Here is a 13,784-nt window from a genome sequence, read left to right on the forward strand (position 1 = left end):
ACACGGCCAGCAGCCTGCGGCTGTCTGTCTAACGTCGGCCGGGGTGAAGTAACGGTGTCAAGTGCTTACGCGGCGATGGGTGGGGCACGACTGCGCGCGCCGGGGAAAATGCTCTGCCGGGCATGGCCCAGGCGCGGTGAGGGGGTGAGGGCGTTGGCCGGCGATGGGGCGCCGAGGGTGAGGTAGGACACGCTGCCGGGCAGTGCCGGGCAACTGAAGAGCAGGCTGCAATAGCCGCACTTTTCCCAGAGGACGTGGTGTTCGTCGGGGGCCTGTTTTTGAGTCGGACGCTGTTGCGGTTCGCCATGGCACTCGGGCATGTCCATGGACATACCGGCGTGCTGATTCATCGGCATCGCTTGGGAAATCAGCGGACCGATAAAAATCATCAGCATGGCGAACAGGCTGATCCAACTGCCGCGCTTAAGGCTCACAGGCCTGCGGCGCTGCACGGACAGCCTGGCGCGTGGGGCGCCCATCGAGTGTTGGCCTACTGCGCGTGTTTATGCTCGTGGGGGGCCATCTGCGGGACTTTCTGTACGGACACTTGCACCTCGACGTCCCCGGCTTTTTCGAAGGTCAGGGTCAGTGGGAAGTGTTTGCCGTCAGCCAGCACGCTGCGGTCTTTGAGACCGAACAACATCACGTGATACGCCATGGGCGCGAAGGTCAAGTCACCCTTGGCCGGCACGGCAACGCTGGGCACTTGTTGCATCTTCATCAAGGCGCCTTGCATCACATGCTCATGCAGTTCGGCGGTGTCTGCCACCGGCGTCTTGACGCTGAGCAGGCGGTCCGGGGTTTCGCCGGTATTGTGAACCACAAAGTAGGCCGCGACGGTCGGCGCGTTGGGGGGCAATTCCTGGGACCAGGGATCGCTGACCAGCAGGTCGCCGGCCTTGTAGTCATCGGCATTGGCAGCACTGAACGCCGGCAGCAGCAACGCGGCCAGAAGCAGGGAAGATTTGAGCATGGCAGTTCTCCAGAACGGTTCTAAACGCAGTTGATTTGCGAAGACCATCAGACCGTTGGAGAGGCGCGCGGGTTAAGGCTCGGCCATTGCTGGCGCGGCGTGGGCGACTGCAATGACGGCGGCGGCAGACTCTGCACCGCCTCGAACCGTGTGACATACAACTGCGGCACATGCCCCGGCAACGCCACCAACGGCGCCGAGCCCGAGCAACACCAGCAATGCTGCATGGCGGAGTGATCGTCCTGCTGCGGTGCCGGAATGTCCAACTTGCCCAGGGCCACGGTTTTCAGGCTGGCGCCATTGGACGAACAGAAGCTGCCCCACAGCAGTTGCTGCACGGGGTCTTTGGACTGCTGCATCGCCCCGGCCAACGGCATGGCAAAGGCGTTGAACAGCACTGCAAAGCAGGCGATCCAGACGATTGCAAAGCGTTGACGGGCCATGGCGGACAATCCGTAGGGTTAAACGATCAGGTGGGTATTTAGCCTGATCGGGGGGGATAAGTAAAAAGTGGCGGTGTGGTTTGGTGTCGCAGCTCTACCAAGTTATGCCGTTGGTACGCCGTGGACCTGCATATCGACACCTAACGCTTTTCTAATCACTGCAAAAATCGCTGCCAGGTTATCCATGCTTGGGTTTCCGCTGGCTGACAACATCCGGTGCAGGCTTTTACTAGGTTTTGCGGTCTCTGTCGCAAGCCCTTCAAATCCTACTGTGGCGTTGACCAAATCACGCAGAATTACGCGTGAAATTTCCGGCTCGCCATTGAGAAAAAGCGTAGCAGCCTCATCCAGGAGTGCTTGGGCAAATTCAGGGTCGCGTTGAGCGCGTTCGGCGATGGTGTGTTTGTAGCTGCGGGTTAGTGCCATGCTGGTTACCTCTTTTGTTCCGATGCCTTGCGCCGCTGATACTCTGCGATCAGCGATGTTAATGCGGTGAGATCGCGTTTTGGGCTGACGTGGTTGTCGCGTCGGTATTCTTCAATCTCAATCATTGGCCGTGCTGAAGGTAACAAATAGGTTACTAATCAAGCAGGCGAGCGATCCTGACTTATCGAATGAAGTTTGCCAACGCGATGAGTGTTTCTTCCGGCGACAAGAGTTCCCGATCCACTTGAGCCAACACCGGCCGCCTCAACACCAACACCGGCACCCCACGCTCGCGCGCCACTTCCAGCTTCGGTTCGGTGGCGGTGCTGCCGCTGTTCTTGCTGATCAGCACATCGATCTGTTGTCGTTCGAACAACGCGCGCTCGTTTTCGATCAGAAACGGCCCACGCGCGCCGATCACTTCGCAGCGTTCATTGCCCGGATACACCTCCAGCGCGCGCAGCGTCCAGAACTGCTCCTGCGGGATCTCATCAAGATGCTGCAACGGCTCGCGGCCCAAGGTGAACAGCGGGCGCTTGAAGGGTTTCAGGGCGTCGATCAGCTCGGCCCAGTCAGCGACTTCGCGCCAGTCATCGCCCGCTTGCGGTTGCCACGCCGGGCGGCGCAGGGCCCAACACGGAACACCGCACAACCGTGCGGCCTGGGCGGCGTTGTGGCTGATCTGTGCCGCGTAAGGATGGGTGGCGTCGAGGATCAGGCTGATCTGCTCGTCGCGAACGAACTGCGCCAAGCCTTCAAACCCGCCGTAGCCCCCGACCCGCACCTGGCACGTGAGGTCAGTCGGCACGCGGCCCACTCCGGCCAAACTGTAGATATGTTCCGGCCCCAGGGTTCGGGCGATGGCGAGGGCTTCGGTGACGCCGCCCAGCAGCAGGATGCGTTTCATAGTGGCTTGACCACGTCCAGCAGGGTGATCGGCAGCGCCTGGCGCCAGGTGTCGAATTCACCGAGCGGCTGGGCCTGGGCCACGTGGAGGCGGGTCAGTTCGCCGCCGTGTCGGGCGCGCCAGGCCATCAGGGTCATTTCGCTTTGCAGGGTCACCGCATTGGCGACCAGGCGGCCACCGGGGCGCAGGTGTTGCCAGCAGGTCTCGAGCACGCCGTCGCGGGTGACGCCGCCGCCGATGAAGATCGCGTCGGGTGTTTCCAGGCCGTCGAGGGCCGCCGGCGCGGTGCCGCGCACCAGTTGCAGGCCGGGCACGCCGAGGGCGTCGCGGTTGTGTTCGATCAGGCCTTGGCGGCCTGCATCGGCTTCAATCGCCAAGGCGCGGCAGCTCGGGTGGGCGCGCATCCATTCGATGCCGATGGAGCCGCTGCCCGCGCCCACGTCCCACAGCAGTTCGCCGGGCAGTGGCGCCAGGCGGGCCAGGGTCATGGCGCGCACGTCGCGTTTGGTCAGTTGACCGTCGTGCTTGAACGCTGCGTCCGGCAGGCCGGCGAGGCGCGACAGGCGCGGGGTATTGGCGTCGGCCAGGCAGTCGATGGCGACCAGGTTCAGATCGGCGACCGAGGCATGCGGCCAAGCGTGGGCCACGCCATCGAGACGCTGCTCATGCGCACCGCCCAGATGTTCAAAGACGCTCAGACGGCTCGGCCCAAAGCCGGATTCAACCAACAGCGCCGCAATCGCCGCCGGGCTCTGCCCGTCATTGCTCAACACCAGCAAGCGCACGCCGCTGGCCAGATGCGCATTCAGCGCCGCCAGGGGCCGGGCCACCACGGATAACGTCATCACGTCCTGCAACGGCCAGCCCAGGCGCGCCGCCGCCAGCGACACAGAGGAGGGCGCCGGCAAAATCAGCGACTCTTCAGCCGGCACCTGCCGCGCCAGGCTGGCGCCGACGCCGTAGAACATCGGATCGCCGCTGGCCAGCACGCACACCGGTTCACCGCGCCGCGCCAACACCGGTTCCAGGGAAAACGGGCTCGGCCATAACTGGCGCTCGCCGCGAATACACAAGGGCAACAGGTCCAGTTGGCGTTGGCCACCGATGATCCGCGACGCGCGCAACAAGGCATGCCGGGCGTTTCTGCCGAGCCCTTTGAAGCCGTCTTCACCGATGCCTATTACCGTCAGCCAGGGCGACATATGAATTCCTTGAACGACATCCGACGGGCAGGCTTTTCATGCCGTCGGACAAAGCAGGCATAATACCGCGCCTTGACCCGCGAACCGGTAGCCCCGTGAACCCAATCCCTGCTCTGAACACCTTGCGCCCCTCGGCTTGTCCGGGGTTGCTGCGTATCGTCCAGGCGTTGGACGGCGGCATTTGCCGGATCAAACTGGCCGGCGGCGCAATCAGTGCCGCGCAAGCCCATGCCGTGGCGGACGCGGCCCAGGCCTATGCGGGCGGGGTGATCGAGGCGACCAACCGCGCCAACCTGCAGATCCGCGGGATCGGCGCCGAGCAGCAGGCCTTGATCGCGATGCTCCTTGCCGCAGGCCTCGGGCCCAGCACCGCCGCCGGTGACGACGTGCGCAACCTGATGCTCAGCCCCAGCGCCGGTATCGACCCGCAGATGCTGTTCGACACGCGCCCGCTGGCCGACCAGATTCTCGCCAGCCTGCAAAATCACACGCGCTTCCATGAGCTGTCGGCCAAGTTCGCCGTGCAACTGGATGGAGGCGAAGCCCTGGCGATGCTCGAACATCACCATGACCTGTGGCTGTCGGCTTTTGAACAGCACGGCGAGACGCTGCTCGCGTTCGGCCTGGCCGGCTGCCCGGGGTTGGATGCGCCGCTGGCAGCGGTGCGACTGGAGCAGGGGCATGCCTTGGTGGTGGCGGTGCTGGAACGGTTTCTGGACCTGGCCACGCCGGCGCAAACGCGGATGCGTCATCTGCCTGTGGATAACTTCCTCGCGGGTCTGCACCTGCCGCTGTTGCCGGTCGATGGCTTCAAACGCCCGGCCAGCGGGGCGTGGCTGCACCTGGGAAGTTATCCACAGCGTCAGCAGGATCGGGTCTACGTCGCCGCCGTGACGCCGCTGGGCCGACTCGACTCAAGCATGCTCAAGGGCGCAGCCCAACTCGCCAATGAGTATGGCGACGGCACGCTGCGCTTTACCCCCTGGCAAGGCCTGCTGCTGCCCAACGCGAAAAGCCACGATGCCGCCGCGATCACTGCGCGCCTGGCACAGTTGGGCTTCCTCTGCTCGGCCGAGCAGCCGCTGGCGCACCTGATCGCCTGCACCGGTTCCAGCGGCTGCGGCAAAGGCCTGGCCGACACCAAAGCCGACGCCGTGCAACTGGCCGTGCTGCACCCCGGCCACGCGGTACACCTGTCCGGCTGCCCGCGTTCCTGCGCGGCGGCGCACAGTGCGCCGGTCACTTTGCTGGCGGTCAGCCCCGGCCATTACGACGTCTATTTTCGCGAGGCAACCCAGCCCGGTTTCGGCCGGCTGCACGCACGCACTCTTTCTATTGAAGCGGCGGGCGCCCTGCTGCGCGCTCACCCACGGAGCAACACCGATGATTGATTACATCCGCGACGGTCAGGAGATCTATCGCAACTCCTTCGCCATTATTCGCGCGGAAGCCAAGTTGGAGCGCATCCCGGCCGACCTGGAAAAACTCGCGGTGCGGGTGATTCATGCCTGCGGCATGGTCGAGGCGATCGACGGCCTGCAGTTCTCCGAAGGCGCGGGCAAGGCCGGGCGCGAAGCGCTGGCCGCCGGTGCGCCGATTCTGTGCGATGCGCGGATGGTGTCCGAAGGCGTGACCCGTGCGCGCCTGCCGGCCAACAACGAAGTGATCTGTACTCTGCGCGACGACCGCGTGCCGGCGTTGGCGCAGGAACTGGGCAACACCCGTTCCGCCGCCGCCCTGGAGCTGTGGCGCCCGCACCTGGCAGGCAGTGTGGTGGTGATCGGCAACGCGCCGACCGCCTTGTTCTACCTGCTGGAAATGCTCGACGCCGGCGCGCCGAAACCGGCGTTGATCCTTGGCTTCCCGGTGGGTTTCGTCGGCGCCGCCGAATCCAAGGCAATGCTCGCCGCCGATAGCCGTGGCGTGCCGTTCGTGATCATGCAGGGCCGTCTGGGCGGCAGCGCGATGGCGGCTGCGGCGGTCAATGCCCTGGCCACGGAGGTCGAATAATGTCGGCACGCGGACGTTTGATTGGCCTGGGCGTAGGCCCCGGCGACCCGGAACTGATCACCCTCAAGGCCCTGCGCCTGCTGCGCGAATCGCCCGTGGTGGCGTACTTCGTGGCCAAGGGCAAAAAGGGCAACGCCTTCGGCATCATCGAAGACCACCTGGTAGCGCAGCAAACCCTGATGCCGCTGGTGTACCCGGTGACCACCGAGGCGTTGCCGGCGCCGCTGTCCTATGAACAAGTGATCAGCGATTTCTACGACAGCGCCAGCCTCGACGTCGCTGCGCACCTGGACGCCGGCCGCGATGTGGCGGTGATCTGTGAAGGCGACCCGTTCTTCTACGGCTCCTACATGTACCTGCATGACCGCCTGGCCGAGCGTTACGAAGCGCAGGTCATCCCCGGCGTGTGTTCGATGCTCGGCGGTGCCTCGGTGCTCGGCGCCCCGCTGGTGTATCGCAACCAGAGCCTGTCGGTACTGTCGGGGGTGCTGCCCCATGAAGACCTCAAGCGCCGCCTGGCGGATGCCGACGCGGCGGTGATCATGAAGCTGGGGCGCAACTTCCCCAAGGTCCGCCAGGTGCTCGAAGAACTCGGCCTGGCCGAGCGTGCGCTGTATGTGGAACGCGCGACCATGACCAACCAGAAGATCGTGGCGTTGGATCAAGTCGAGCCGATGTCCTCGCCGTATTTCTCGCTGATCATCGTGCCCGGTGAACGGTGGCAAGGTTGATGCGCCCGGCGATTGTCATTCTGGGGCAGGGCAGCCTGGCCACGGCGCGCCGGATTGCGCAGGTGTATCCGGGTGCGGTGATCCACGGCCTGCTGGGCCGGGTTGACGGCGCAGACCAGACCTACAGCGAATTCGGCACGACCCTGCGCCAGCTCTATCAGCAGGGTACGCCGCTGATCGCGCTGTGCGCCGCCGGCATCGTGATCCGCACCCTGGCGCCGCTGCTGCTGGAAAAAGGCGAAGAACCCGCCGTGCTGGCCGTGGCCGAAGACGGCAGCGCGGTGGTGCCATTGCTCGGTGGCCTGGGCGGGGTGAATGGCATGGCGCGGGAGATTGCCGCTGCGTTGGGCGTGGCCGCGGCGATCACCACCAGTGGCGAGCTGCGGTTCGGCACGTGCCTGCTCAACCCGCCGACGGGGTATCAACTGGCGGACCTGGAGCTGGGCAAGCGCTTCGTCTCTGACCTGCTCGCCGGGGAAAGCGTGCGTATCGAAGGCGCAGCGCCGTGGCTTGACCAGGCCAACCTGCCGCAGGACCGACAGGCGCGCCTGGCGATCCACGTGGGCAGCGCCGAGCGTGTACCGGCGGCCAACGAGTTGCTGATTTATCCACAGACCGTGTGCGTCACCTGCAAGCCCGCTGCGCAATTGGCGCAGCGTGTGCGCGCGGCGTTGCATGCGTCGGGGATTGCCGTGCAGTCCCTGGCCTGCCTGTTGGCCAGCGATACCCAGATGGCTGAGCCGTCGTTGCACGAAGCCGCGTTGGAATTAGGCGTGCCGCTGCGTTTCGCCGAGGTGGAGCAAACGGAAGACATCGTTGTTTCGGTCGCCGAGCAGCCGCTGGACGTGTCCCAGGTCGGTCGCCCGCGTGGCCGCCTTGCGGTGATCGGCCTCGGTCCTGGCGCCGCCGACCTGATGGTGCCGGCGGTGAAGGCCGAACTGGCGCGCTGTACCGATGTGCTGGGGTACGAGACTTACGTGCGCATGGCCGGGCCGTTCCGTGACGATCAGGTGCAGCACTGCACCGATAACCGCGAAGAAATGCAGCGCGCCCGCCACGCCTTCGAGTTGGCCGCCCAAGGCCGTTCGGTGGTGGTGGTGTCGTCCGGTGACCCTGGTGTGTTCGCCATGGCGGCGGCGGTGATCGAGGCGCTGCACGCGTCCATCGACCCGGCCTGGCACCAGGTCGACCTGCAAATCCTGCCGGGCGTTTCCGCGTCCCTGGCCACCGCTGCCCAGGCCGGCGCGCCGTTGGGGCACGACTTCTGCGTGATGTCGCTGTCGGACAACCTCAAGCCCTGGTCGATCATCGAGCAGCGCCTGGACCTTGCGTCCCAGGCCGACCTGGCCCTGGCGTTCTACAACCCGATCTCGCGTGCGCGCCCGTGGCAACTGGGCCGCGCCCTGGAGATCGTCGCGCAACACCGCAGCGCCGAAACGCCGGTGGTGCTGGGCCGTGACATCGGGCGTCCGGGCCAGACCCTGCGCGTGACCACGCTGGCGCAACTGACCCCGGAACAGGTGGACATGCGCACCATGGTGCTGATCGGCTCGTCCACCACCTGCGTGTTCCCGCGTGCGGGTGGCGGTGAGTGGGTGTACACGCCGCGCTGGTACGGAGAAAAACCGGCCTCCTGAAAGCCGCCGCGCAACCGCCGGAAAGCTCCGAATGACGCTGGGTGAACGCCTGCCGTGATTCGGGGCTTTTTCTTTTTTTATTGGATGAAATCCGAAGGTGCCCAGCGAATGCTGGACAGCGCCGTGCGGGCGCCGCCGGCAAGGGATGTTTGTCGTGTGGAAAGCCCGCCGACGCCTGGACTAGTGTGGACACACGCCCCATGTGGGGTGCTTGTGGAGAACTGAAAATGGAGCGACATCACAGAAGGATCAACAGCGCCAAACGGCGCAAATTGATTGCCGCCTATAAGCTGCCGGGTGCGCCGGGGACGCACGCTGTGTTACCGCTGGATACCGAGGACGACTGCAACGCGGCAGTGGTCAACAATGGCGTGATCTCGTTCGCCGATGGCCTGAGCGGCCTGAACCGCGAATACATCCGCAAAAGTTATCTGTTGGCCAGCAGCTACGTGAGCGATGTCTTGAAAGTTCGTCGCGGCACGGAGGATTGGTACGACGAATTTATCAAGGTGATGATCAGCCTGGGCTGGCTGCCGGTGCGTAGCCGTTTCGAGCGGGTCTCAAGCGCCGGCAAGGGCCTGACGGTGCAACTGGCGGCGCTGAATATCATCGCGACCCTGCTGGCCTCGACCTCACTGGCCGGGCCACTGCTGGCGACCCTACCGAAATTGGCTGCCGATGCGCTGGATGCCTTGAAGCAGATGCCCGCATCGTTCGAGCTGTTCAAGCGCAATAGCACGGTGCATCAGGGCGGCGATTTTGGCCTGGCCTCCTGCGCCGAAACCGACGGCGAAGTCATGATGGTGCTGGTGACCTACAGCTCCCATGGCGTCAGCAAACAGGTGGGGCTGCCCTTTCTTGAGTGGGACAGTTCCTCGTTCGAGGCCTTCAGCGGGCAAACCTGCCTGGTGCTGAATACCTCGGTGGTCAACGAAAAAACCATCCAGTTGATGCGTGAGAGTGCGGGCGACAAGGTGCGACTGGCGATCGCCAAATACCGGATCTAAGGCACCAGGTAGCCGCGCACCCCGGTAAAGATAATTTGTGCGGCCAAGGCGCACACGAACAAGCCCATTAACCGACTGACAATTTGCAAGCCCTGGTCACCGAGAATTCGTTCGATCCGGTTGGATAAATACAGCACCACACCCACCGTGAGGCTGGCCAGGGCGATGCTGAGGATGGCGGTGAGCTTGTCATCCCAATGGGGCTGGCTGACGCCCATCACCAGCAGCGCCCCGATGGTGCCGGGGCCGACGGTGAGGGGGATGGTCAGCGGCACGATGGTCACGTCCTGCTGCACGTTATCGGTCTGCACCGCCGACTTGCCCTGGGCCATGCCCAGGGCCGAGATAAACAGCACACTACCGGCGCCGATGCGGAAGGCGTCCACGGTGATGCCGAACACACTGAAAATCACCCGGCCGAACAGGTAGAGCAAGACGCTCGACACCAGTGTCGCCAACGCCACTTTCCAGGCCAGGCGTCGCCGTTCTTTGCTGGAGTAGCCGCGGGTCAGGCTGATAAAACAGGACAACACGAAGAACGGGCTGTAGAGCACCAGCATCTTCAGGTAAACGCTGAATAACACGTGGAGCATGGGGATGGCTCGCGACAGAAGGAGATTGGCGGAGTCTATCAGGCGACAGAGCACAAATGTGGGAGGGGGCTTGCCCCCGATGGCGGTGTGAGAGTCAGCTTATTTGTAACTGTTCCAGCGCTATCGGGAGCGAGCTTGCCATCGCTGGCTTTCAGTCGATGCATCGGTGACTGATCCGCCGCCATCGGGGGCAAGCCCCCTCCCACATAGGATCTGTGGTGTTCATCCATTGTGTGGCAGACGCAGGTTCAGTGTGGGAGGGGGCTTGCCCCCGATGGCGGTGTGAGAGTCAGCTGATTTGTAACTGTTCCAGCGCTATCGGGAGCGAGCTTGCCATCGCTGTCTTTCAGTCGATGCATAGGTGACTGGTCCACCGCCATCGGGGGCAAGCCCCCTCCCACATAGGATCTGTGGTGTTCATTCCTTGTGTGGCAGACGCAGGCTCAGTGTGGGAGGGGGCTTGCCCCCGATGGCGGTGTGAGAGTCAGCTGATTTGTAACTGTTCCAGCGCTATCGGGAGCGAGCTTGCCATCGCTGTCTTTCAGTCGATGCATAGGTGACTGGTCCACCGCCATCGGGGCAAGCCCCCTCCCACATAGGATCTGTGGTGTTCATTCCTTGTGTGGCAGACGCAGGCTCAGTGTGGGAGGGGGCTTGCCCCCGATGGCGGTGTGAGAGTCAGCTGATTTGTAACTGTTCCAGCGCTATCGGGAGCAAGCTTGCCATCGCCGGCTTTCAGTCGATGCATAGATGACTGATCCGCCGCCATCGGGGGCAAGCCCCCTCTCACATAGGATCTGTGGTATTCATTCCTTGTGTGGCAGACGCAGGCTCAGTGTGGGAGGGGGCTTGCCCCCGATAGCGGTGTGAGAGTCAGCTTATTTGTAACTGTTCCAGCGCTATCGGGAGCGAGCTTGCCATCGCTGTCTTTCAGTCGATGCATAAGTGACTGGTCCGCCGCCATCGGGGGCAAGCCCCCTCCCACATTTGATCGTGTTTGACGTTAAGAGGGCGCGTGCTCCGGCTGTGGCTGGCGCTGCGCTACCCAGTATTCCACCAGCTCGCGCAATTGCGACAACTCCACTGGCTTGGCCATGTGCCCGTCCATCCCGGCCTGGCGTGCGCGCTCTTTGTGTTCCGAGAGGATGTGTGCGGTGAGCGCCACCACCGGGGTGCGGATGCGCTGGTGGCTGACTTCCCAGGCCCGCAACTGCTGGGTTGCGGAGAAGCCATCGAGGATCGGCATTTCACAGTCCATCAACACCAGGTCGTAGCGCTGGGCTTTCATCGCCAGCAGGGCTTCTTCGCCGTTGCTTGCGGTGTCTGGGTCGAGGTTGAGCTTGCCGAGCATGCCGCGGATGACTTTGGTGGAGATGCTGTTGTCTTCGGCCACCAGGATGCGGAAGTCGCTGGGCACGGTGATGGGCGCCGGGATATTGAGGGGCGCGCGTGGCTGCCCGCCGCCTTTGCTGCGCTGGGTCAGTTCGTCGGCCAGGGTGGTCTTGAGGGTGTAACCGGCCACCGGCTTGGCGAGGATGCGCTTGATCCCGCAATTGCGCGCAATGATCTTGCTCGGCGCGTTACTGATGCCGGTGAGCATGATCAGCAGGATGTCGTGGTTGAGGCTCGGGTCTTCCTTGATCTTTGCCGCCAGTTGCATGCCGGTCATGCCGGGCATGTTCTGGTCCAGCAGCACCACGTCGAAGTAATCACGCAGGTGCGCCTTGGTGCGCAACAACGCCAGGGCTTCCTTGCCCGACGGCACGGCGCTGACGTTGAGGCCCCACGCGGTGCATTGCTGCACCAGGACTTTGCGGCAGGTGTCGTTGTCGTCCACCACCAGCACCCGCGCCCCCTTGAGCGGGCCGTCGAGGTCGGAGGTCGGGTGTTCCAGGCGTTCCGGGTCCAGCGGCAGGGTCAGCCACAGGGTGCTGCCCTGTTGCGCGCCGCTCTTGATGCCGAATTCGCCGTTCATCAACAGGATCAACTGGCGCGCGATGACCAGGCCCAGGTGACCGCTCAAGCGGGTGGCCGAGAGGAAGTTCTTGCTGTGCAGTTCGCTGTGCAGCAACGCATCGCGTTCGGCGGCTTCCATCGGCAGGCCGCTGTCCTGCACGGCAATGCGCAGGCGCGGCTTGGTGCTGCGCTCGTCGAGGGCGACAACGATCAACACTTCGCCTTCGTCGGTTTTCTGCAGGGCGTTTTCCAGCAGGCTCAACATTGCCTGGCGCAGGCGCGTCGGGTCGCCGCTGATCACCCGCGGCACCTGGGGCTGGATAAAGCTGATCAGCTCGACGTTCTGCTGCTCGGCCTTGGCGCGGAAGATGCTCAGGCAATCTTCGATCAGCGCATTGAGGTCGAATTGCACGTCGTCCAATTCGATCTGGCCGGATTCCAGCTTGGAGATATCGAGGATTTCGTTGATCAGTGTGAGCAGTTCGTTACCGGCGCTGTGGATTGTCTGCACATAGTCGCGCTGCTTCACCGACAACGGCGTGCCCAGCAGCAGCTCGGTCATGCCCAGCACGCCGTTCATGGGGGTGCGGATTTCGTGGCTGATCTTCGCCAGGAACTCGGCCTTGGCGGCGATTTCGGCGTTGCTGGCCGCCAGCTCACGGCTGAGGTTGAAGCGTGCTTCGACAAGGGCGCGTTGGCGCTCGCCCAGGGCCAGGCTCATCAGCAGGCCGCTGAGGCAGATAAAGCCGAGCAGGGTAATGATCAAGCCTTGTGGCGCCAGCCGCGTGAGGCCAAGCAGGGCGGGCAGGATGATCAGTATGCCGATGTTGAACACCACCATCCCCGCCACGAACAACCGCGCCGGCCGGTAGCCTTTTTGCCAGTGATACGCCGAGACAAACAACATGCTCAGGCCGGCCAGGGCCACCAGGGCGTAGGTGATGATATTCAGCGGCAAGGTGTTGACGAACAACAGCAGCAAGCCGCACAGCACGATCAGCAGAATGTCGGCCATCAACAGTTTGTTCAGCGGGTGCTGGCCCAGGGGCATGAAGAAGCGATAGGCAAACATCAGCCCGCACGGCGCGGTCAGCAGCAGGGCGAGGTAGGCGCCTGGTGTCTGGACCGCATGCCAATTTTTCAGCCATGGCCCCAGCAGGTTGAGCAGCAACGCCAGGCTGAGCATCAACAGCAATTCGCTGGCCGCCAGCCACAGGCTGCTGCGTGAGCGGTGGTAGGCGAAGCGGGAGAGGTTGTGCAGGATCAGCATCAGCAGGCAGCCGAACAGCAGGCCGTAGATCAGCGTCTGGGTCTGGTCGGCGGCGGCGAGTACGGCCGGCTCCAGGGTGATATAGGGGCGCAGTTCGTGTTCCGAGACCAGGCGCAGGTAGACCTCAAGGGGCTTCGGGCTCTGTGGCATCGGCAGCATGAAGTCGCTGCTGGGCAGTGGTCGCTCGGATTGGGGCTGGCGGGTGCCGGTGGTTTGCTGTTCCACCAGGGTGTCGCCATCCAGCACATAGAGGCTCAGGTGGGAAACGTCCGGGGCGAATATCCGCAGCACTTGCTCGTGCTGGCCGGGTTGCAGCTTGAAACGTACCCACAACGCACCGTCCGGCTCGGCGGCGGTGATCCGGTCCAGTTCGGTGGGGCTGAATTGATTGGTGTAGCGCGGGGAACGGATGTCGCTCAGTTGCAGGTCGGCCTGTTCATCAAGCAATACTGCCCAGCCACTGCCTTGCGCGGCGGCCTGGGCCGGGAGCAAACAGAGCAGTGTCAGCAGACTGACAGTGAAACCTATGGCGATCCTGAGCCAGCGCACGGCGAAATCCCTTCGTAGGTTGATGCACGGGTTAACTATGCGCGGGGTCACACGAGTACGGCAAGGGCCAGAGGCCCTTA

General features: G+C 63.8%; 13 protein-coding genes. 5 read left to right on the forward strand and 8 right to left on the reverse strand.

Annotated features, from left to right (window positions below; all coding sequences use genetic code 11):
- Window positions 1–65: 65 nt before the first annotated feature.
- The 6 genes from U5A08_RS02960 to cbiE all read right to left on the reverse strand — a co-directional run bounded on the left by U5A08_RS02960 (window position 66) and on the right by cbiE (window position 3,951).
- Window positions 66–479 carry a DUF2946 domain-containing protein gene (locus U5A08_RS02960; RefSeq protein ID WP_253393185.1) on the reverse strand — a complete coding sequence of 138 codons (414 nt, stop codon included), beginning with the start codon at window positions 477–479 and terminating at the stop codon, window positions 66–68.
- 11 nt (window positions 480–490) lie between these two features.
- The gene (locus tag U5A08_RS02965) at window positions 491–973 is read right to left on the reverse strand and encodes a copper chaperone PCu(A)C (protein ID WP_247407431.1); all 483 of its coding nucleotides are present in this window, start codon (window positions 971–973) and stop codon (window positions 491–493) included.
- Between the two features lie 47 nt (window positions 974–1,020).
- On the reverse strand, window positions 1,021–1,416 hold the full coding sequence (locus U5A08_RS02970; RefSeq protein WP_253393186.1) for a DUF2946 domain-containing protein: 396 nt from the start codon (window positions 1,414–1,416) through the stop codon (window positions 1,021–1,023).
- A gap of 102 nt (window positions 1,417–1,518) precedes the next feature.
- Complete coding sequence (locus U5A08_RS02975; RefSeq protein WP_253393187.1) at window positions 1,519–1,842, reverse strand: helix-turn-helix domain-containing transcriptional regulator; 324 nt, start codon at window positions 1,840–1,842, stop codon at window positions 1,519–1,521.
- A gap of 181 nt (window positions 1,843–2,023) precedes the next feature.
- On the reverse strand, window positions 2,024–2,749 hold the full coding sequence (locus U5A08_RS02980; protein WP_321850210.1) for a cobalt-precorrin-6A reductase: 726 nt from the start codon (window positions 2,747–2,749) through the stop codon (window positions 2,024–2,026).
- Window positions 2,746–3,951: a precorrin-6y C5,15-methyltransferase (decarboxylating) subunit CbiE gene (cbiE, locus tag U5A08_RS02985; protein WP_253393189.1), complete on the reverse strand. Its 1,206-nt coding sequence runs from the start codon at window positions 3,949–3,951 to the stop codon at window positions 2,746–2,748. The genes U5A08_RS02980 and cbiE overlap by 4 nt, the downstream gene beginning before the upstream one ends.
- Before the next feature lie 38 nt (window positions 3,952–3,989).
- Here cbiE and cobG point away from each other — a divergent pair, with 38 nt between their 5' ends.
- From cobG to U5A08_RS03010, 5 genes are all read left to right on the forward strand, one after another.
- Entirely contained in the window at window positions 3,990–5,342 is a 1,353-nt protein-coding gene (gene cobG / locus U5A08_RS02990; protein ID WP_321850212.1) for a precorrin-3B synthase, read from the forward strand.
- Window positions 5,335–5,961, forward strand: coding sequence for a precorrin-8X methylmutase (locus U5A08_RS02995; protein WP_253393191.1), 627 nt, complete (start codon window positions 5,335–5,337; stop codon window positions 5,959–5,961). Before cobG ends, U5A08_RS02995 begins: the two co-directional genes overlap by 8 nt.
- Window positions 5,958–6,692 carry a precorrin-2 C(20)-methyltransferase gene (locus U5A08_RS03000; protein WP_253400331.1) on the forward strand — a complete coding sequence of 245 codons (735 nt, stop codon included), beginning with the start codon at window positions 5,958–5,960 and terminating at the stop codon, window positions 6,690–6,692. Before U5A08_RS02995 ends, U5A08_RS03000 begins: the two co-directional genes overlap by 4 nt.
- Window positions 6,692–8,329, forward strand: coding sequence for a precorrin-3B C(17)-methyltransferase (cobJ, locus tag U5A08_RS03005; protein ID WP_253393192.1), 1,638 nt, complete (start codon window positions 6,692–6,694; stop codon window positions 8,327–8,329). The genes U5A08_RS03000 and cobJ overlap by 1 nt, the downstream gene beginning before the upstream one ends.
- A 227-nt stretch (window positions 8,330–8,556) precedes the next feature.
- Entirely contained in the window at window positions 8,557–9,336 is a 780-nt protein-coding gene (locus tag U5A08_RS03010) for a hypothetical protein (RefSeq protein WP_253393193.1), read from the forward strand.
- On the opposite strand, the gene U5A08_RS03015 is transcribed toward U5A08_RS03010, so the two are convergent.
- Window positions 9,333–9,929: a MarC family protein gene (locus tag U5A08_RS03015; protein WP_003171467.1), complete on the reverse strand. Its 597-nt coding sequence runs from the start codon at window positions 9,927–9,929 to the stop codon at window positions 9,333–9,335. The two genes, U5A08_RS03010 and U5A08_RS03015, sit on opposite strands and share 4 nt — an antisense overlap.
- Before the next feature lie 1,003 nt (window positions 9,930–10,932).
- Window positions 10,933–13,704, reverse strand: coding sequence for a hybrid sensor histidine kinase/response regulator (locus U5A08_RS03020; protein WP_253393194.1), 2,772 nt, complete (start codon window positions 13,702–13,704; stop codon window positions 10,933–10,935).
- Between the last annotated feature and the right edge of the window lie 80 nt (window positions 13,705–13,784).

Source organism: Pseudomonas paraveronii (assembly GCF_963681955.1).
In the GTDB taxonomy this organism is placed as follows: domain Bacteria; phylum Pseudomonadota; class Gammaproteobacteria; order Pseudomonadales; family Pseudomonadaceae; genus Aquipseudomonas; species Aquipseudomonas paraveronii.

Bases quoted from the DNA above. Each gene is read 5' to 3' on its own strand.
- U5A08_RS02975 (WP_253393187.1), bottom strand. From the start codon at position 1,842: ATGGCACTAACCCGCAGCTACAAACACACCATCGCCGAACGCGCTCAA.
- U5A08_RS02960 (WP_253393185.1), bottom strand. From the start codon at position 479: ATGGGCGCCCCACGCGCCAGGCTGTCCGTGCAGCGCCGCAGGCCTGTG.
- U5A08_RS03010 (WP_253393193.1), top strand. From the start codon at position 8,557: ATGGAGCGACATCACAGAAGGATCAACAGCGCCAAACGGCGCAAATTG.
- U5A08_RS02970 (WP_253393186.1), bottom strand. From the start codon at position 1,416: ATGGCCCGTCAACGCTTTGCAATCGTCTGGATCGCCTGCTTTGCAGTG.
- U5A08_RS02965 (WP_247407431.1), bottom strand. From the start codon at position 973: ATGCTCAAATCTTCCCTGCTTCTGGCCGCGTTGCTGCTGCCGGCGTTC.
- U5A08_RS03015 (WP_003171467.1), bottom strand. From the start codon at position 9,929: ATGCTCCACGTGTTATTCAGCGTTTACCTGAAGATGCTGGTGCTCTAC.
- cbiE (WP_253393189.1), bottom strand. From the start codon at position 3,951: ATGTCGCCCTGGCTGACGGTAATAGGCATCGGTGAAGACGGCTTCAAA.
- cobG (WP_321850212.1), top strand. From the start codon at position 3,990: ATGCCGTCGGACAAAGCAGGCATAATACCGCGCCTTGACCCGCGAACC.
- U5A08_RS02980 (WP_321850210.1), bottom strand. From the start codon at position 2,749: ATGAAACGCATCCTGCTGCTGGGCGGCGTCACCGAAGCCCTCGCCATC.
- U5A08_RS02995 (WP_253393191.1), top strand. From the start codon at position 5,335: ATGATTGATTACATCCGCGACGGTCAGGAGATCTATCGCAACTCCTTC.
- cobJ (WP_253393192.1), top strand. From the start codon at position 6,692: ATGCGCCCGGCGATTGTCATTCTGGGGCAGGGCAGCCTGGCCACGGCG.